General features: G+C 63.6%; 13 protein-coding genes. 10 read left to right on the top strand and 3 right to left on the bottom strand.

The features are described from left to right. Window positions 1–27 precede the first annotated feature (27 nt). The 3 genes from FH041_RS12380 (at window position 28) to metR (ending at window position 4,292) form a co-directional block, all read left to right on the top strand. Window positions 28–1,932 (top strand): ATP-binding protein, encoded by a 1,905-nt coding sequence (locus FH041_RS12380; protein ID WP_132579069.1) that lies wholly within the window; start codon window positions 28–30, stop codon window positions 1,930–1,932. Continuing rightward, complete coding sequence (locus tag FH041_RS12385; protein WP_027915364.1) at window positions 1,929–3,257, top strand: sigma-54 dependent transcriptional regulator; 1,329 nt, start codon at window positions 1,929–1,931, stop codon at window positions 3,255–3,257. The genes FH041_RS12380 and FH041_RS12385 overlap by 4 nt, the downstream gene beginning before the upstream one ends. Window positions 3,258–3,374: 117 nt before the next feature. Beyond that, the gene (gene metR, locus FH041_RS12390; protein WP_023535218.1) at window positions 3,375–4,292 is read left to right on the top strand and encodes a transcriptional regulator MetR; all 918 of its coding nucleotides are present in this window, start codon (window positions 3,375–3,377) and stop codon (window positions 4,290–4,292) included. Here the strand turns inward: metR and FH041_RS12395 are convergent. Then, window positions 4,276–4,689, bottom strand: coding sequence for an NUDIX domain-containing protein (locus FH041_RS12395; protein WP_027915365.1), 414 nt, complete (start codon window positions 4,687–4,689; stop codon window positions 4,276–4,278). The genes metR and FH041_RS12395 overlap by 17 nt on opposite strands. A 131-nt stretch (window positions 4,690–4,820) precedes the next feature. On the opposite strand from FH041_RS12395, the gene FH041_RS12400 reads away from it, so the two are divergent. From FH041_RS12400 to FH041_RS12420, 5 genes are all read left to right on the top strand, one after another. After that, window positions 4,821–9,149 carry a DEAD/DEAH box helicase gene (locus tag FH041_RS12400; protein ID WP_132579071.1) on the top strand — a complete coding sequence of 1,443 codons (4,329 nt, stop codon included), beginning with the start codon at window positions 4,821–4,823 and terminating at the stop codon, window positions 9,147–9,149. Window positions 9,150–9,178: 29 nt separating this feature from the next. Then, entirely contained in the window at window positions 9,179–10,798 is a 1,620-nt protein-coding gene (locus FH041_RS12405) for an FMN-binding glutamate synthase family protein (protein ID WP_027915366.1), read from the top strand. Between the two features lie 125 nt (window positions 10,799–10,923). Then, a complete protein-coding gene (locus tag FH041_RS12410; RefSeq protein WP_027915367.1) occupies window positions 10,924–14,073 on the top strand; it encodes a transglycosylase domain-containing protein in 3,150 nt (1,049 codons plus the stop codon). A gap of 84 nt (window positions 14,074–14,157) precedes the next feature. Then, entirely contained in the window at window positions 14,158–14,694 is a 537-nt protein-coding gene (locus tag FH041_RS12415; RefSeq protein WP_027915368.1) for a PadR family transcriptional regulator, read from the top strand. After that, on the top strand, window positions 14,687–15,448 hold the full coding sequence (locus FH041_RS12420) for a siderophore-interacting protein (protein ID WP_027915369.1): 762 nt from the start codon (window positions 14,687–14,689) through the stop codon (window positions 15,446–15,448). Before FH041_RS12415 ends, FH041_RS12420 begins: the two co-directional genes overlap by 8 nt. Before the next feature lie 140 nt (window positions 15,449–15,588). Here FH041_RS12420 and FH041_RS12425 read toward each other — a convergent pair whose 3' ends face one another. Both FH041_RS12425 and FH041_RS12430 read right to left on the bottom strand, forming a co-directional pair. Beyond that, entirely contained in the window at window positions 15,589–16,212 is a 624-nt protein-coding gene (locus FH041_RS12425; protein ID WP_027915370.1) for a Pr6Pr family membrane protein, read from the bottom strand. A gap of 1 nt (window position 16,213) precedes the next feature. Further along, complete coding sequence (locus FH041_RS12430) at window positions 16,214–16,435, bottom strand: VF530 family DNA-binding protein (protein ID WP_027915371.1); 222 nt, start codon at window positions 16,433–16,435, stop codon at window positions 16,214–16,216. 160 nt (window positions 16,436–16,595) lie between these two features. Here FH041_RS12430 and FH041_RS12435 point away from each other — a divergent pair, with 160 nt between their 5' ends. Both FH041_RS12435 and FH041_RS12440 read left to right on the top strand, forming a co-directional pair. Further along, complete coding sequence (locus tag FH041_RS12435) at window positions 16,596–18,641, top strand: TonB-dependent receptor (protein ID WP_027915372.1); 2,046 nt, start codon at window positions 16,596–16,598, stop codon at window positions 18,639–18,641. 240 nt (window positions 18,642–18,881) lie between these two features. Next, a complete protein-coding gene (locus FH041_RS12440; RefSeq protein ID WP_027915373.1) occupies window positions 18,882–20,216 on the top strand; it encodes a carbohydrate porin in 1,335 nt (444 codons plus the stop codon). Window positions 20,217–20,219 lie beyond the last annotated feature (3 nt).

Below are 20,219 nucleotides of genomic sequence, written 5' to 3' on the forward strand. Positions count from 1 at the left end.
GGCGCTGGTCGTGACGAGGTCACTGTGATGAAATGCGACCCCTCGCTCCTGTTACCTGCCAAGCCTGCCGTGAAAGCCCGCCTTGTTCGCCAACTGCTGTTACCACCGCTGATCATCCTGCTGATGATCGGGCTGGGCATGGCCGGGTTCCTGATCAGCGAGAGCAACGGCATACGGGTGCTCAGTGAAAATGGCGAACGCCAGTTGGAATTGCATGCACGCACGGTCGAAAGCGAGATCAGCAAGTACACCTACCTTCCCAGCCTGCTGGAACTCGAAGACAGTGTGTCGCACCTGCTGACCGACCCTGATGGAGGTTCACGGCAAACCGTCAACGAATACCTCGAAGGCCTCAACCGGCGCAGCCGCAGCCGCGCGATCTTCGTGCTCGACACCCAGGGGCGGGTGCAGGCCACCAGCAACTGGCGCGATACCGACTCCTTCCTGGGTGAAGACCTGTCGTTTCGCGCGTATTTCCAGACCGCCGTGCGTGGCGAACCGGGGCGTTTCTACGGCATCGGCAGCACCACGGGCGAAGCCGGTTACTACCTGGCCCATGGGCTCGAGGAGCATGGCAAGATCATCGGCGTGGCCGTGATCAAGGTGCGCCTCGATACCTTGGAGGAACGTTGGCAGCGCGCCCGCCTGGAAGCGTTCGTCAGCGACGAGAACGGGATCATCATTCTTTCCAGCGATCCGGCTCGACGCCTCAAATCAGTCCGTCCGCTGACCCCGCAAACCAAGGAGCGCCTGGCGCGCAGCCTGCAATACTACTGGTGGCCGCTCAACGAGCTGCAACCGCTGGGGCGCGAGACCCTGGCCGACGGGGTGGAAAAGCTGACCTTCCCGGCCAACAGCGAAACGGCCCAGGGCAACCCGCATGAGGTGGCCTACCTGGCCCAGACACGTCGCCTGGTCGATACGCCTTGGCACTTCACGCTGCTGACGCCGCTTCAGGACCTGCGCCGCGAGTCCATGGTGCAAGGTATTCTGGTTGGCGTGGCGTTTGCCTTGCTGACCATTCTGGGCATCGCCTGGAACGAGCGACGCAAAGTCATCGCCACCCGCCTGGCAGCCCGCGAGGCGCTGGAGCAAGCCAATAGCCAGCTTGAGCGTCGCATCGCCGAGCGTACGGCCGACCTGCGGGCCAGCAATGAGCGGCTCAAGGGGCAGATACGCGAGCGCCGTCATGCCGAGCAGACCCTGCGCCAGGCCCAAGACGAACTGGTGCAGGCTGGCAAACTGGCGGCCATCGGGCAGATGTCCACCAGTATTGCCCATGAGCTCAATCAACCCTTGGCGGCGCTGCGTACCTTGTCGGGCAATACCGTTCGGTTCATCGAACGCGGCGCTCTGGATACCGCCAGTACCAACCTGCGCACCATCAATGGCCTGGTCGACCGCATGGGCCGCATCACCGCCAGCCTGCGTTCATTCGCCCGACGCAGCGACGACAGCGGCCAGGCCGCAGTGGCCAAGGCGGTCGAAGCCAGCCTGCAGGTGCTGGCAGAACGCATCAATAGCAGCCACCTACAGGTACACCGCGATTACGAAGACCTGCAGTTGGCCATCGACCAGACCCGCCTGGAGCAGATTCTGGTCAATCTCATCGGCAACGCCCTGGATGCCATGGCTGTCCAGCCCCAGCCGGCCTTGTGGCTCGAAGGCGAACTGCAAGGTGACAAATACCGCTTGCAGGTGCGCGACAACGGCCATGGTATCGATCCGGAGGCACGCAAGCATCTTTTCGAACCGTTCTTCACCACCAAGCCGGGCGACGATGGCCTTGGCCTGGGCCTGACCCTCTCGGCCAGCCTTGCTGCGGCCGCCAAGGGCAGCCTCAGTGTCGAGCATCCTGCCAGCGGCGGCACAGCCTTCGTGCTGATCCTGCCCTTGGCATCCACCCCCACCGAATCGGCAGACTTTCCATGACCCAAGCGCCCCTTACCGTTCTGATCGTCGAAGACGACCCCCATGTCCTTCTTGGCTGCCAGCAGGCACTGGCGCTGGAGGACATCGGTTGCGAAGGCGTGGGCAGTGCCGAACAGGCGCTCGAACGCATTGGCGATGATTTTGCCGGCATCGTGGTCAGTGACATTCGCCTTCCGGGTATCGATGGCCTAGAGCTGCTCAACCGTCTCAAGGCACGCGATCGCAGCCTGCCAGTCGTCCTGATCACCGGGCACGGCGATATCGACATGGCCGTCGGCGCCATGCGCAACGGCGCGTATGACTTCATGGAAAAGCCCTTCTCGCCCGAGCGGCTGGTCGATGTGGTGCGCCGTGCGCTCGAGCAGCGCGGTCTGTCCCGCGAAGTGTCGGCGCTGCGCCGCCAGCTTGCCGGGCAAAGCAGCCTGGAAGGGCGCATCATCGGGCGCTCGCCCGCCATGCAGCACCTGCGCGAACTGATCGCCAACGTGGCGGACACTTCTGCCAATGTGCTGATCGAGGGTGAAACAGGCACCGGTAAGGAACTGGTGGCCCGCTGCCTGCACGACTTCAGCCGTCGCCAGGGCCAGCCCTTCGTGGCACTGAACTGCGGTGGCCTGCCAGAGAACCTGTTCGAGAGCGAGATATTCGGCCACGAAGCCAACGCCTTCACCGGTGCTGGCAAACGCCGCATCGGCAAGATCGAGCACGCCAACGGCGGCACGCTGTTCCTCGATGAAGTGGAAAGCATGCCGATCAACCTCCAGATCAAACTGTTGCGGGTGTTACAGGAGCGTACCCTGGAACGGCTCGGCTCGAACCAGAGCATTCCAGTGGATTGCCGGCTCATTGCGGCGACCAAGGCCGACCTCGACAGCCTGGGTCAGAGCGGGCAGTTCCGCAGCGACCTGTATTACCGTCTGAACGTGGTGACCCTCGAACTGCCACCGCTACGCGAACGCCGCGAAGACATCCTGCAGCTGTTCGAACACTTCCTTCAACAATCGGCCCTGCGGTTCGACCGAGAGACGCCCACTCTGGACAGCCAGACCCTGTCACGGCTGATGGCCCACGACTGGCCGGGCAACGTTCGCGAATTGCGTAACGTGGCCGAGCGCTATGCGCTGGGTCTGCCCGCCTTCAAGAAAGGCCCTACGGGCACCAGCAGCCAAGGGCTGGGCTTTGCCGAAGCTGTGGAGGCCTTCGAGCGCAACCTGCTCAGTGACGCCTTGCAGCGCACCGGCGGCAACTTGAGCCAGGCGAGCCAGGAGTTGGGCATGGCGAAGACCACGTTGTTCGACAAGGTCAAGAAATACGGGCTTGGTTGAGTTACCCAGGCGCTGCACCGTCTCAGTCGATAGGCAAGGCACGGTCGACAGCGGCGGCAACATGAGGGAAACTCAACTCCATGATGTTCACCCTCAGCCTTACCCCCGGAGTCAGCTGTGCTGGAGATTCGCCACCTGAAAACCCTTCATGCCCTGCGCGAGGCAGACAGCCTGGTCGAAGCGGCCGAGCGGTTGCACTTGACCCAGTCGGCCCTGTCACACCAGTTCAAGGAGCTGGAAGAGCGCCTGGGCCTGACGTTGTTCGTGCGCAAGAGCAAGCCCATTCGCTTCACCAGCGCCGGGCTGCGCCTGCTGCAACTGGCCGACGCCACGCTTCCCCTGTTGCGTGGCGCCGAGCGCGATATCGCCAGACTGGCGGGGGGCACGGCCGGTCGCTTGCACATGGCCATCGAATGCCACAGCTGTTTCCAGTGGCTGATGCCCACCATCGATCAGTTCCGTGATGCCTGGCCTGAAGTGGAACTGGACTTGGCGTCAGGCTTCGCGTTCGCGCCCTTGCCCGCCTTGGCCCGTGGCGACCTGGACCTGGTGGTGACCTCCGATCCCCTGGACCTGGCCGGCATCACCTACGTTCCTCTGTTCACCTACGAAGCCATGCTGGCAGTGGCCAACCAACACCCGTTGGCCAGCAAACCCTACATGGTGCCCCAGGACCTGGCGGACCAGACCCTGATCACCTACCCGGTGGAACGCGACCGTCTGGACATCTTCACCCGCTTCCTGGAGCCAGCCGACATCGAACCTGCGGCCGTACGCACCTCCGAGCTCACGGTCATGATGATGCAGTTGGTGGCCAGCGGCCGGGGCGTGTGCGGCATGCCCCATTGGGCCTTGCACGAATACAGCTCTCGCGGCTACGTCAAAGGCAAGCGCCTGGGCGAAAAAGGCCTGTTCGCGACACTCTACGCGGCCGTGCGCACCGACATGCTCGATGCGCCCTACATGCGCGATTTTCTACTGACGGCCAAGGACACTTCGTTCGCCACCCTCGACGGTGTCAGCGCGGTACGCTGAGCAACTGGTGGTATAGCGGCAGGATCAGATCACGGGTCAAGGGCGCCAAGGGCATTTCTGGCGTCTGGTCAGCGGCCAGCCAGGTGATCTCCTCGATTTCGGCCGCCGGCATTACCGCTGCCGCGCAGTCCACCCGGAACAGCTCGGCCTGCACCTCGAACCCCGGCTCATTGGCGGCCGGGGCACTGAACTGGCCAAGGCGCACGGCCTTGGCGGGGTCGATCTGCAGGCCCAGTTCCTCGAGCAGCTCCCGGGCAAGCGCCTGAACCGGGGTTTCGCCTGCATCGATCTTGCCGCCCGGCTGCATGAATGCCTGGGTGCCGCGCTTGCGCACCAGCAGGGTGCGACCTTGCGGGTCCAGCAATAATGCGGCGGCAATGCGGATGATATTGGCCATGGGTGATCTCCCTGAAAATGGGCGGCGAGCATCCCATGCCTCCCCGACCGTGACAAGGCCACTGCCAGGCTCGGACACAGGCGGACGAACGGTCACTTGCCAACCTGGCCTGTACCCTTCATAACCTTCTCATGACGCTTCCTGCCGCGAACCATCCAGTACTTGAGCTGTTCCATCCAGGCGTTGCGGCCTGGTTCTCAGGCCATTATCCGTCGGTGACCGATGCCCAGGCCCAGGCCTGGCCGCTCATCCAGGCGGGACAATCCGTGCTGCTGGCAGCGCCGACCGGCTCAGGCAAGACGCTCAGTGCATTCCTGGCAGTGCTCGACGCGCTGTTTCGCCAGGGGCTGGAGCAGGGCGGCACATTGCACGCCACCACGCAAATCGTCTATGTATCGCCCTTGAAAGCCCTGTCCAACGACATCCGTTTGAACCTGCAAGTACCGCTGGAGGGCATCCAGCGCGCGCTCCAAGCGCAAGGGCACGCAGCCCCCACCATCACCACGGCGGTGCGCACCGGTGATACGCCCCAGAAAGAACGTATCGCCATGCGCAAGCAGGCGCCGCACATTCTAGTCACGACCCCGGAGTCCCTGTACGTGCTGATGGGTTCGGCCTCTGGACGTGAAGGCCTGCGCACGGTGCACACCGTCATCGTCGATGAGATCCATGCCCTGGCCGGCAACAAGCGCGGTTGCCACCTGGCGCTGACCCTCGAACGCCTGCAAGCGTTGTGTGACCGTCCGCTGCGACGCATCGGCCTGTCTGCCACCCAGCGTCCGGTCGAACGCGTGGCGCAGTTTCTGGTGGGCAGCGGGCGGGCCTGCGCCATCGTCGATGTGGGGCACGCGCGTCAACGTGACCTGGCCATCGAAATCCCACCCGTGCCACTGGGGGCGGTGCTCGACCAGGATGCATGGGGGCTGGTGTACGATCGTTTGGCCGAACTGGCCCGTGCGCATCGCACCACCCTGGTGTTCGTCAACACCCGGCGGCTGGCTGAGCGTATCACCCGTCACCTGAGCGATCGGCTGGGCGCGGCGGCGGTGGCCGCTCACCATGGCAGCCTGTCCAAGGAGAGGCGCCTGAGTGCCGAGCAGCGCCTGAAGGCCGGCGAGCTGCAGGTGCTGGTGGCCACGGCCTCGCTGGAACTTGGCATCGACATCGGCGACATCGACCTGGTGTGCCAGGTCGCTTCACCCGGCTCGATCGCAGCGTTCCTGCAGCGCGTGGGGCGTGCTGGGCATCAGGTGGACGGGGTGCCCAAAGGACGGTTGTTCGCGACATCGCGAGACGACCTGATCGAGTGCGTGGCGCTGCTCGATTGCGTGCGCCGCGGCGAGCTGGATGAAGTACAGGTACCGCAGGCGCCGCTGGATGTACTGGCCCAGCAGATCGTCGCCGAGGCCAGCAACCAGACCTGGCACGAGCGAGCGCTGTTCGACTGCCTGCGCCAGGCCATGCCGTTCGACACGATGGCGTACGAACATTACGACGCCTTGCTCGGCATGCTTGCCGAAGGCTACAACGGCCGCCAGGGCGTGCGCGGCGCGTACCTGCACCGCGATGCGGTCAGCGGCATGGTGCGAGGGCGCCGTGGCAGCCAGCTCACCGCTTTGACCAGTGGCGGGACGATTCCCGACAATGCCGACTACGCCGTCATGCTCGACCCCCAGGCGCTGAACATCGGCAGCGTCAACGAAGACTTCGCCGTGGAGAGCATGGCTGGCGACATCTTCCAGCTGGGCAATGCGTCCTATCGCATCCTGCGCGTGGAGGCCGGGCGAGTCCGGGTCGAAGACGCACACGGCCAGCCCCCCACGATCCCGTTCTGGCTAGGCGAAGCCCCTGGGCGCAGCCGCGAGCTCAGCGCTGCCGTGGCCAGGCTGCAAGGGCAGATCGATGACCGCCTGCAACACGCCGGTGGCTCGCTGCCGCACGTGCTGGCCTGGCTGCAAGCCACCTTCGAACTGGACGCCAGCTGTGCCGAACAGTTGCTCGACTACCTGGCCCGTACGCGGCAGGTACTGGGCGCCCTGCCCTCCCAGGACACCCTGGTGATGGAGCGCTTCTTCGACGAGTCAGGCGGCACGCAGCTGATCATTCACTCGCCGTTCGGCAGCCGCATCAACCGCGCTTGGGGGCTGGCCCTGCGCAAGCGGTTCTGCCGTACCTTCAATGTCGAGCTGCAAGCGGCAGCCAGTGAAGATGCTATCGTGCTGTCGCTGTCAACCAGCCACAGCTTCGCCCTCGACGAAGTGTGGCGCTACCTCGACAGCCGCAGCGCCGAGCAGGTGCTGATCCAGGCCGTGCTCGACGCCCCGATGTTCGGTGTGCGCTGGCGCTGGAACGCGGGTGTGGCGATGGCCTTGCCGCGTTTTGCCGGTGGTCGCAAAGTTGCGCCGCAGATCCAGCGCATGAAAAGCGAGGACCTGATCGCCTCGGTATTCCCCGATCAGATCGCCTGCCTTGAGAATCTGCCCGGTGAACGGCAGGTGCCGGACCACCCACTGGTTCGTCAGACCCTCGACGACTGCCTGCACGACGCCATGGATAGCAAGGGCTGGCTGGTGTTGCTGCGGCGCATGGAAAGCGGTGCCGTGCGCCTGCTGGCATGCGACCTGTCGGCGCCCTCGCCGCTGGCCTCAGCCATTCTCAACGCCAGGCCTTACACCTTTCTGGATGATGCCCCGATTGAAGAGCGTCGTACCCAGGCGGTCCTTAATCGCCGCTGGGCGGATGTGCAGTCAGGCGATGAGCTGGGTGCACTGGATGCGGATGCGATCGCGGCGGTGGCAGCCGAGGCTTGGCCGCAGCCGGTCAACGCTGATGAAATGCATGAAGCGCTGATGAGCCTGGGCGCCATCAGCCAGACAGAAGCCCAGGCAGGCTCACGCTGGCGTACGCTGCTTGACCAGCTGGCCAAGCGGGGCCGGGCCGTCTACCTGCCTGAGCAGGCGTTGTGGCTGGCCCGTGAGCGCTTGACGCTGTTGCAAGCCGTCTACCCCGATTGCCCTCTGGTGCCTGCCGTCGAACCGCTGCCTGGCTTCGATCAACCCGTGGACCACGGCCTGGCGCTGCCCGAATTGCTGCGTGCCCGGCTGAGCGGCCATGGGCCTGTCACCGTCGCCCAGCTTGCGGCGCCGCTGGGCAAGCCCATCGCTGAGGTGGAACAGGCCTTGGCCCGGCTCGAGGCCCAAGGCCATGTGCTACGGGGCCATTTCAGCCCGGATGCAGTAGCCACACAGTGGTGCGAACGCCACCTGCTGGCGCGTATTCACCGCTATACCGTCAAACGCCTGCGCCGGGAGATCGAGCCCGTCAGCCTGCAGGACTTCATGCGTTTCCTGTTTCACTGGCAACACCTTGATCCGGGGCAACGGTTGCAAGGGCCGCAGGCGCTGCCTGCTGTGCTGGCCCAGCTGCAGGGATTTCCAAGTGCGGCCGGGGCGTGGGAAGCCGACGTGCTGCCGGCGCGCGTACGCGATTACAGCCCCAGCTGGCTCGACGAGGCTTGCCGCAGCGGGCAGTTCGCCTGGAGCCGGTTGGCAAACACCGTGTCAGCCAGCACGGTGGCCAGCACGCCTGTGGTGTTGCTGCCTCGCGAACACCTGCAGCTGTGGCGAAGCCTGGCCCCACCCCCGAGTCTCGACACCTTGGGACCACGCGCCCAGCGGGTGCATGACGCCCTGAAAACCCGGGGTGCACTGTTCTTCGACGAATTGGCCCAAGAGGCCCGCCTGCTCCCCAGCGAACTGGAAACGGCCCTGCAGGCGCTGGTCGGTGCAGGCCTGGCCAATGCCGACAGCTTCACCGGGCTGCGCAGCCTGATCACCCCGGCCGCTCGGCGCACCACGCGTCGGCCTCGCTTCGGTCACCTGCCCTTGTCCAGCAGCATGGCCCATGCAGGGCGCTGGGCCCTGCTGGCGCGCAGCGAAGCCGAGCTGGATCAGGATCAGCGCATCGAACACCTTGCTCGCCTGCTGCTGCAGCGCTACGGGGTGATGTGCTGGCGCCTGTTGGCGCGTGAGAGCGATGTGCTGCCGCCCTGGCGTGATCTGCTGCGCTGCTACCATCGCCTGGAGGCGCGTGGGGAAATACGGGGCGGGCGCTTCATTGCCGGATTGTCCGGCGAACAGTTCGCCTTGCCCGAAGCCGTGGCAATGCTGCGCCAGATTCGCCGGCAAGCGGCGGACGGCACACTGGTGGTGGTCAGCGCCAGTGATCCGCTGAACCTGATCGGCACGTTGCTGCCGGGGGCCAAGGTACCTGCCACCAGCGGCAACCGGCTGCTCTACCGCGACGGCGTGCCGGTGGCTGCGCGGGTGGGCAAGCGTTACGACTACCTGGTCGAGGCTTGCGCGGCGCAGCAGACGCAGTGGCGGCAGTTGCTGCTGCGCGACACGGCCTTTGCAGGGACGGACAAGTTGGCTATGGTCGGGGCTCAACCCAGGCCGTGAGCCTGACCGAGCCATCGCAAGGACCCTGTATGAGCCTGTCACTTCTCAGCCGTTATGCGGTGTTCGCCATCTGCATCGTGTTTACCCTGGCAACCCTGCCATTGATCCACCACCAATGGCTGTGGCCCTTCACCCTGACAACCGGCCTGCTCAGCCTGATAGGCCTGTTCGACCTGTTGCAGAAACGCCACGCCGTGCGTCGCAACTACCCGATCCTGGGCAACATCCGCTACCTGGTGGAAACCATTCGCCCGGAAATCCGCCAGTATCTGCTCGAAGCAGACAGCGACGCCCTGCCCTTCTCCCGTGCCCAACGCTCGCTGGTCTACTCCAGGGCCAAGAACCAGGTCTCGGACAAACCGTTCGGCACCCTGATCGACGTCTACGCGTCCGGCTTCGAGTTCATCGGCCACTCCATGCGCCCGGCGCCGTTGGCTGACCCGGCAAGCTTTCGCATCACCATCGGCGGCCCGCAGTGCAGCCAGCCGTATTCAGCTTCGATCTTCAACATTTCCGCCATGAGTTTTGGCTCGCTCAGCGCCAACGCCATTCGCGCATTGAACCAAGGCGCGAAACTGGGCAACTTTCACCACGACACCGGTGAGGGCAGCATCAGCCCCTACCATCGCGAGCACGGCGGTGATTTGGTATGGGAACTGGGCAGCGGGTATTTCGGGTGCCGCACCTCGGACGGACGTTTCGACCCGCAGGCATTTGCCGCGCAGGCACGCAGCCCGCAGGTGCGCATGATCGAGGTCAAGATGAGCCAGGGCGCCAAGCCTGGGCATGGCGGCATACTGCCCAAACACAAGGTCACCCAGGAAATTGCCGAAACCCGCGGCGTCCCGCTGGGCGAGGACTGCATCTCGCCATCGCGGCACAGCGCGTTTTCCACGCCAATCGAAATGATGCAGTTCATCGCCCAACTGCGTGAACTGTCGGGCGGCAAACCCGTGGGGTTCAAACTCTGCCTGGGTCACCCGTGGGAGTTCATGGGTATCGCCAAGGCCATGCTGCAAACCGGCATCCTGCCTGACTTCATCGTGATCGATGGCAAGGAAGGCGGCACCGGGGCCGCCCCCGTGGAGTTCACCGACCATATCGGGGTGCCGCTGCGCGAAGGCCTGTTGTTCGTGCACAACACCTTGGTGGGCTTGAACCTGCGCGACAAGATCAAGCTCGGAGCCAGCGGCAAGATCGTCAGCGCCTTCGATATCGCCAGCGTCCTGGCCATCGGTGCGGACTGGGCCAACGCCGCGCGGGGGTTCATGTTCGCCATCGGCTGCATCCAGTCCCAGAGCTGCCACACCAACAAGTGCCCGACGGGTGTGGCCACGCAGGATCCGCTGCGCCAACGTGCCCTGGTGGTGCCGGACAAGGCCGAACGGGTGCTGAACTTCCATCGCAACACCCTGCGTGCCTTGGCCGAGATGCTGGCTGCAGCTGGGCTGGAACACCCGTCGCAGCTCGAAGCCAAGCACTTGGTGCGGCGCATTTCAGCCACCGAGATCAAGCTGTTCTCGCAAATGCATGTGTTCCTCAAGCCGGGCGAGCTACTGACCGGTGAGGTCGATGGGCAATTCTATTCGCGCATGTGGCAACTGGCCCGAGCGGACAGCTTTGAGCCCAACAGCGAGGTAGCCGCCTGAATGCTTGAGCGCGGCCCTGCCGCGCACCCGCTTTATTCCGCAGTTTCCACAAAATTTTCACATACCCGGCGCAACGTCTAAGCTTCAGGCAAGCAAGACGAAAATACCTGGCTGGATAGACGATTATGGGCGCACTGTGGCAAACGGAACCAAACACCAAGCAAGCACCCGAACAAACGCCTGCCGAGACGCCAGAACCCAAGTCCCCTCGTCAGCGCCGGCTATGGTGGCGTCTGATCATCCTGATTCTGCTGGTGGGCGCTGGCGCTGTCGGCTTCGCGGCCTATGAAGAGTTCCGCACGTCCGAGCTGCAATCGCGCGAGTTCAGCAAGCTGGCGAGCACCCTGACCTACTCGCTGCAGCCCGGTCCCAGCGATGCGATCGTGTACCCAGGCGAAGGACCGTTCGATAAGCGCCTGGGCTATAGCTCGCTCGGCGAGTTCCTGCCGCGCCTGCTCAAGCGCGATTACCTGATCAGCCAACAAGTGCGATTCTCGCCGGCGCTGGTCAATTACGTCGATCATGGGCTGTTCGCGCCCTATATCGAAAAGGTCCAGGCAGGTCTGGCGATTACCGATTGCCGGGGCGACATGCTCTACCAGTATCAGTATCCCCAGTACCTGTACCCGGACTTCGCCTCGATTCCCTCGGTCGTGGTCAACAGCCTGCTGTTCATCGAGAACCGCGACCTGCTCGATACCCGTGATCCGCGCAACAACCCGGCAGTGGACTGGCCGCGTTTCGCCAAGGCTGCCTACAGCCAGATCGCGCGCTACCTGGCCCTGCCTGGCCAATCCGCCGGCGGCAGTACCCTGGCCACCCAGCTGGAGAAGTACCGCCATTCACCCGACGGGTTGACCGTGTCGGGCGCCGAGAAGATCAGGCAGATGATTTCTGCCAGCGTGCGCGCCTATCAGGGCGGGCCGGACACCACCGAGGCGCGCCAGCGCATCGTGCGTGATTACCTCAACAGCGTGCCGCTGTCCGCCGTGCCGGGTCATGGTGAAGTCCACGGCATGGCCGAAGGCCTGCGCGTGTGGTATGGAGCAGACTTCGAGCACGTCAACCGCGCGCTCAATGACACCGCCACGGATGCGCAGAGCCTGGCGGCCCGCGGCCTTGCGCTGCGTCAGGTGCTGTCGTTGATGATTGCCCAGCGCCGGCCATCGCACTACCTCTCCAAGGGGCGCGTGGAACTTGCCGAGCTGACCGACGCCCACGTTCGTGTGCTGGCAGCGAACCAGATCATCCCTCAGGCGCTGGCCGATGCCGCGTTGGCCAGCAAGGCCGTCTACCGTGACTGGGTCGCGCAGCCGACCATCGTGCCTATCGTCACCAACAAGGGCATCAGCCTGGCCCGCAACCGTCTTTCGGCCATGCTCAACCGCCCGCTGTACGACCTCGACCGTCTGGACCTTTCCGCCACCAGCACCTTGCAGGCTGACCTGCAGCTGCAAGTCAGCGAGTACCTTAAGCATCTGGCCGACCCGGCCTTCGCCGCGCAGATCGGCCTGATTGGCGAGCGTTTGCTGACTGCCAAAACCACCGACCAGGTCAGCTACAGTTTCACCCTGTTCGAACGCACTGCCGATGGCTCACGCGTGCGGGTCCAGACGGACAGCACCGACCAGCCCTTCGACATCAACGAAGGCAGCAAGCTGGAACTGGGTTCGACCGCCAAGCTTCGGGTGCTGACCACCTACCTGGAAATCGTCGCCGAGCTGCATGACAAGTACGCCGGCAAGCCTGCGGCTGAGCTGAAGAAAGTCGAGGTCGCCGACCTGGACGTCATCAGCCGCTGGTCACTGGACTGGCTGATGCAAAACAGCAGAAACCAGAGCCTGGACGCGATGCTCGACGCCGCCCTTGAGCGCAAGTATTCGGCCAGCACTGGCGAATCCTTCTTCACCGGCGGCGGCATGCACGTGTTCAATAACTTTCGCAAGGAAGACAACGGCCGCAACCCTACCCTCAAGGACGCCCTGCGCGAATCGATCAACCTGCCGTTCATCCGCCTGATGCGCGACGTGGTGCGCTACGTCACCTATCAGCAGCCCTTGAACAGGGTGCCGCTGCTCAAGGACGATGCTGACCCGCGCCGGCAGGAGTACCTGGCAAAGTTCGCCGACAAGGAAGGGACCAGCTACCTGATGCGTTTCTGGCGCAAGTACCAGCGCAAGACCTCGCAGCAACGCCTGGACACCTTCCTCGACGGCATGCGCGTGACACCCCAGCGCCTGGCGGCCGTGCACCGCTACCTGTTCCCTGAGGCTGGCCAGGCCACGTTCAACGCCTTCGTGCGGGCCCATAGCAAAGACAGCAAGCTCGCCCAGAGCAAACTGACCGACGACCGTCTGGTACAGATGTACGATGCCTACGGCCCGGGGCGGTATAACCTGCCTGACCAGGGCTTCATCGCCAAGGTCCACCCGCTGGACCTGTGGCTGCTGGGCTACCTGCTCAAGCACCCTGCATCGACCTTGAGCGAAATGATCAACGCCAGCCGCTTCGAACGCCAGGAGGTCTACAGCTGGCTGTTCAAGAGCCGTCACCAGGGCGCACGGGACAGCCGCATCCGGACCATGGTGGAAATCGAGGCGTTTCTCGACATTCATCAGCGCTGGAAGCGGGTGGGCTATCCCTTCGATCACCTGGTCCCGTCGCTGGCGACCGCTATTGGCAGCTCCGGTGACCGGCCTGCCGCGCTTTCCGAACTGGTGGGCATCATTCAGAACGACGGTGTACGGCTGCCGACACTGCGCATCGATACCCTGCACTTTGCAGCGGACACGCCGTACGAGACCAAACTGATCAGCGACCCGGATCGTGGTGTGCGGATACTGCCGGTCGAGGTAGCGCGCGCGCTCAAGGGCGCCATGTCGCAAGTGGTGGACGCAGGTACCGCGCGGCGCATTTCCGGCAGCTTCATGCTCAAGGATGGCACGCCTCTGGTCATGGGCGGCAAGACCGGAACGGGCGACAACCGCATCGAGAGCTTCGGCGCCGGGGGCCGCCTGATAGGCTCACGGTCGCTTAACCGCACCGCGACGTTCGTGTTCTTCCTGGGCGATAACCACTTCGGCACCTTGACTGCCTTCGTGCCCGGACGCTCGGCGGAAGCCTTCAAGTTCACCTCTGCGCTGCCGGTGCAGGTGCTCAAGGGCATGGCGCCGATCCTCATGCCCTACTTGCAGCCGGGCAACCCTAACGAATGCATCCCCCCGCAGCAGGCAAGCGTAGTTGCCCGTTCACCTGAGGATGTATCGAACGGGTAGATAAGAATCATCAGCATTTGTGGTTTGCCGAAGATACATCTTGAGTACTATCTTGAGATATATCTTGAACAGGCACTTTCCAGCATGCGCGATTCCGAAAACTTCGAACGCAAACCCGGCCGCGGCGAACGCGGCCCTCGGGTGTTCGCCCCAGGCGATCTGAAACTGCTGCTGCTCTCACTCTTGGGCGAACAGCCAGGACACGGCTACGACCTGATCAGGCAAATCGAAAAACGCTTCGATGGCAGCTATACGCCGAGCCCAGGGGTGATCTATCCCACGCTCAACTTCCTGGAGGAGGCCGAACTCATCCAGGGTCAGCCTCAAGGCAGCAAGCGGCTGTACACCATCACCGACACGGGCCGCAGCGCCTTGACCGAGCAGGCCGTGGCACTGGACGGGTTACGCGTGCGTATCGAAGTCAGCAAGCATGCCCTGCGGGGTCACGACCGCCCCGCTGAGATTCACGAGGCCGTGGGCAATCTGCGCCACGCCTTGCACATGCACCATGGCCGCTGGACACCTGAGGAAATCGAGCGCGTCCGCGACTTGCTTAACGTGACCGCCAAAGCCATCGCTGGCGGCCCCCATGCCCCTGACCAGGAGAGCGCTGATGAGTGAAGCCATCCACCGCGTCAACCACGAGATTCGCCAGCGCCGCCTGAACGTGCTGCGTGTGACCGACCTGACCCCGCGCATGCGCCGCGTGACACTGGGCGGCCCCGAGCTACAGGGCTTCACCAGCCTGGGCACGGATGACCATATCAAGCTGCTGTTTGCCGAGACTGCCGAGCAGCAGCACGCCATTGATGCCCGCACGCTCAATCGGGAAGGGGGCGAGCGGCCCACCATGCGTGAGTACACCCCCCGGCGCATCGACCTGCAAGCCAACGAACTGGACATCGACTTCGTGCTGCACGGCGATGGCCCCGCTTCGACCTGGGCGGCGCAGGCGGCGCCGGGGCAAACCCTGGATATCGCCGGGCCACGTGCCTCGATGGTGGTACCGGACATCTTCGAGGCCTACCTGCTGATCGGTGACGAAACTGCCTTGCCGGCCATTGGCCGCCGTCTTGAAGCCCTGCCTGCGGGACGACGGGTGGTGGCCGTCATCCAGGTTCACGATGAGCAGGAGCGTCAGCCCTTGCCCAGCCAAGCTCAGGTGGACGTGACCTGGTCCGTACGAGGTCGGGACGACCTGGTGGCCACGGTCGAGGCCTTGCCATTACCCGAGGGGACCTTGTACGCCTGGGTAGCGCTGGAGAAGAACCTGACGCGTCAGGTCAAGACATTGCTGATCAGCAAAGGTGTGGCGCAGGACGCTCTCAAGGCTGCCGCCTACTGGCGCGCCGAAGGTTCAGCAAGCGACGACTGAAAGGCTGTGGCCAAGGCCAGTCAATCAAGGCCAACGGGGCTGCGGCGGCCCTGGCAATGCCCGTCGCGGCGCTCAAATCCCTGGGCTGCTGCGCAGACTTGATGGATGCCTGATTTGCCTGATTGACGGCACGCCCTGCCTCATCCCGCTCTCCACCTGTCAAGCATGAGCAGCACCCCGGCGATTGCCCAGAACCCTGCCAGCACACCCAGCGCATTGATCATCACCTGGGCATACCCCAGGGTGGCAACATCGATGAAGGGATAGGCGTAGACGCCAATCTCACTGCCACGCCACAACGCATAGGCGAAATAGGCGGCAGGATAGAACGCCCATAGCCCCAGGTGGTGCAGCCGCAATCGGCCCTTGGGCACCTCGAACCACCAGTACAAGGCGTAAAGCGCTGGCATGACGTCATGCAACAGCTCGTCTGCCAGCCATTGCCAACCCTCGGGCTGCCACAGATGGCGCAACAACAGGCTATACGCCAGCGCCACCAGCACGATGCTCGCCGCCACCGCCGAGCTGACCACAGGAGACAGGAAAAAGCGCCTGCTCGCCCCTTCCCGGCCAAATGCGGCATAGCTCAGGACAGTGGCCACCAGCGTATTGGTCAGCACCGTGAAGTAGCCGAACACGTTGATCAGTCCACCTATCAGGCTCGCCTGCTCCTGCCATCGCCCCCAGAGCACCAGGTATACCTGCACGCTCAGGCCTAGCCAGCCCAGCATGGCCATGGTGCTCAACCACGGGTGACGCTGCATGTCAGGCCTGGCGCTGCAGCTTGATGTACAGCTGCTCGACCTTCTCGCGGGCCCACGGGGTCTTGCGCAGGAAGGTAAGGCTCGACTTGACCGTCGGGTTGCTCTTGAAGCAGCGCACATCGATGCGTTCGGCCAGCCCCTGCCATTGATAGTGGGCGACCAGCTCGGTCAGGATCTGCTCGAGGGTCTTGCCGTGCAGCGCGTTGTGTTGGGCAGTGCTCATGCCAAGACTCCGGTACAAAGATGCGCACCTTACACCAGTGCAGGCATCGTCGCGCACCCTGCACGGGACAAATAAGGCTGGCGGCGTGCGGCAAGGCTATGCTGAAATAGAGATGTTATATTGTAACAATAAACATCTCTGCCAAGGACCGCTACCGCTCATGGTGCACTCACCGCTTCGCCTTTCTCCCCTCGCACTAGCACTTTGCATGGTTACCTCAAACAGCCAGGGGGTTGAACTCTCGCCTCAGGTCATCACTGCAAACCCGCTGGGCAGCGCCCAGTTGGCCAGCCCCAGCACGGTGCTGGAAGGCACTGACCTGCTGCAACAACAGCACAGCAGCCTGGGGGAAACCCTGAACCGACAGCCAGGTGTGGCCTCCACCTGGTTCGGGCCAGGGGCGAGCCGCCCAATCATTCGAGGCCTGGACGGGGATCGCATCCGCCTGCTGCGCAATGGCGTCGGCGCGCTGGATGCCTCGTCGTTGTCCTACGACCACGCCGTGCCCCTTGACCCCGTCACTGTCGAACGCATCGAAATCGTCCGGGGCCCCGCTGCCCTGCTCTATGGCGGCAACGCCATTGGCGGCGTGGTGAACACGTTCGACAACCGCATTCCCGATACCCCTATCGACGGCATCCAGGGCGCCGGCGAGCTGCGCTACGGTGGCGCCGACACCACACGCAGCAGTGCCGGCAAGCTGGAGGCCGGCAACGGTGCCTTCGCCCTGCACGTGGATGCCAACGCCCGTCAGTACAATGATTTGCGCATCCCAGGCTTTGCACGCAGCGCCCAGGTCCGCGATGCCGATGCACCCGGCAGCAAGCATCGCCTGGAAAACAGCGACGGCCGCCAGGACGGCGGCGCACTGGGCGGTGCCTACCACTGGGACCACGGTTATGCTGGCCTGTCCTACAGCCGTTATGACACCAACTACGGTTCGGTGGCTGAGCCCGGCGTTCGGCTGGACATGGAGCAGGACCACTATGCCTTCGCCTCGCAGTTTCGCGACCTGGACGGCCCGTTCAGCTCGGTGAAGCTCGATGCCGGGTATACCGATTACCAACATCGTGAGATCGAAGAAGGCGAAGTTCATACCACGTTCAAGAACAAGGGCTATGAAGCCCGTGTCGAGGCCCGCCACCAACCCTTGGGTCCCGTGGAAGGGGTGCTGGGAGCGCAGGTCAGCCGGAACGAATTCTCAGCGCTGGGCGAAGAAGCGTTCGTGCCGCATACCGATACCGACAGCTTTGCACTGTTCCTGCTGGAGCAATGGCACGCCACTGACCGGCTGGATTTGAGCCTCGGGGCACGCATGGAGCACACCCGCGTCGACCCGGACGGCAAGGGCAACGCGCAGTTCGCAGACGCCGACAGCGCCAGCAGCTTCAACGCCTTCAGTCTGTCGTCAGGTGCCGTGTACCAACTGGACCCGATCTGGTCGCTCGCCGCCAACCTGGGCTACACCGAGCGGGCGCCGACCTTCTATGAGCTCTATGCCAACGGCGCACATGTGGCTACCGGCGCCTATGAAGTGGGCGATGCCAGCCTGAACAAGGAAAAGGCAGTTTCGGGCGATCTGGCACTGCGCTTTGACAACGGAACGCACAAAGGCAGCGTGGGCGTTTTCTACAGCCATTTTCGCAACTATATCGGCCTGATCGGCACCGGCAACCTGCGCGAAGGTCACGATCATGATCATGAAGGCGAAGATCATGACCACGACCATGACCACGACGGCATTCCCGAATACCAGTACCAAGGTGTTCGGGCCCGGTTCTACGGCATCGAGGCGCAAGACCGGTGGCAGCTGGCGCAGAACCGCTATGGCAGCTTTGCGCTCGAATTGTCGGGTGACTACACCAGGGCCAAGAACCTCGATTCCGGCGAGCCCCTGCCACGAATCGCCCCGCTGCGCCTGAACAGCGGCCTGGTCTGGGAGCTCGACCGCTGGCAGGCGCGAGTGGACGTTGAGCATGCCGCCGCTCAACACCGCAAACCGGCCAATGAAACCCGCACCGATGGGTATACCACCCTGGGCGCCAGCGTGGGCTATCGGTTCGACGTGGGCCACAGCCAGTGGCTGGCGTTCGTGCGGGGTGAGAACCTGACGGATCAGACGGTGCGTTATGCCAGCTCGATCCTGCGTGATATCGCACCGGCCCCGGGGCGTAGCGTGGAAGTCGGCCTGCGCACTACCTTCTGAGGTAGCCCGCCTGCCACGACGGGTAACATGGGGCGCCACGCGCCCCATTTGAGTGCACTGTTACCCAAAGGGTAACAATGCACTGCGACATTTTGTCTTTTTTTCCCACGCTTTACCCTATATCCTCCCCGCCCCAAGCTGAATCGCTTCACCCATTTACCCCCTTCGTCAACCCATTGCCAGGGCCTGCCTGTCGATGCGCTTGCCGTTTTTCCAACAATCAGAAGACAGCGCTACCTCATGCTTCAACTGCCAAAATCCAGCTACCTCGGCTTCGCCCTAGCGGCCATGGCCAACGCAGCCTACGCCAACGAGCCGTTTGCCAGTGACTCTCCCTGGATGTTCGGTGATTGGGCCGGGCACCGTACCGCCTTGCTCGACCAAGGTTATGACTTCACCTTGGGCTACACAGGCGAAATGGGCAGCAACCTGCGCGGTGGCTACGACCACAACCGCACGGCCCGCTACAGTGACCAGTTCACCTTCGGCAGCCACATGGACCTGGAAAAGATCTTCGGCTGGCGCGACGCCGAGTTCCAACTCACGGTCACCGAGCGCCATGGCCAGAACATCAGCAACGACCGCATCAATGACCCCCGCGTCGGCGGCTTCACCTCGGCGCAGGAAGTGTGGGGCCGCGGTCAGACCTGGCGCCTGACGCAGCTGTGGGTCAAGCAGAAATATTTCGACGGCGCGCTGGACGTCAAGTTTGGCCGCTTTGGCGAAGGTGAAGACTTCAACAGCTTCCCCTGCGACTTCCAAAACCTGGCCTTCTGTGGCTCTCAGGTGGGCAACTGGGTAGGTGGCATCTGGTACAACTGGCCCGTCAGCCAGTGGGCCCTGCGCGTGCGCTACAACCTCAGCGACAGCCTCTTCGCGCAGGTTGGCGTGTTCGAGCAGAACCCGTCCAACCTGGAGTCGGGCAACGGCTTCAAGCTCAGCGGCAGCGGCACCCAAGGCGCGGTGATGCCAATCGAACTGGTATGGAGCCCACGTATCAAAGGCATGAAAGGGGAATATCGCGCCGGGTACTACTACAGTAATGCCAAGGCAAGCGATGTACTCAAGGACAGCGACGGGCAGTCGGCAGCGATCAGCGGTGCCGCCTACCGCAGCAGCTCAAGCAAGCACGGCGTGTGGCTGGGTGCTCAGCAGCAGGTGACTGCGCTGGCATCGGACGCCTCGCGTGGCTTGAGCGTATTCGCCAACGCCACGATGCATGACAAGAAAACCAATGCCATCGACAACTATGTGCAGGCTGGACTGGTATTCAAAGGGCCGTTCGACAGTCGGGCCAAGGACGACATCGGCCTTGCAGTCGCCCGTGTGCATGTCAACCCGGCCTATCGCAAGAATGCCCGGCTGGCCAACCAGGCCGCGGGGCTTTACGACTATGACAACCCTGGCTTCCTGCCAGTACAGGACACCGAATACAGCGCCGAGCTGTACTACGGCATTCACCTGGCCGACTGGCTCACGGTGCGACCGAACCTGCAATACATCCGCCACCCCGGCGGCGTGTCGCAGGTCGACAACGCCCTGGTCGGCGGCTTGAAAATCCAGAGCACTTTCTAAAAA

It is taken from the genome of Pseudomonas sp. SWI7 (assembly GCF_006351945.1).
GTDB lineage: Bacteria > Pseudomonadota > Gammaproteobacteria > Pseudomonadales > Pseudomonadaceae > Aquipseudomonas > Aquipseudomonas fulva.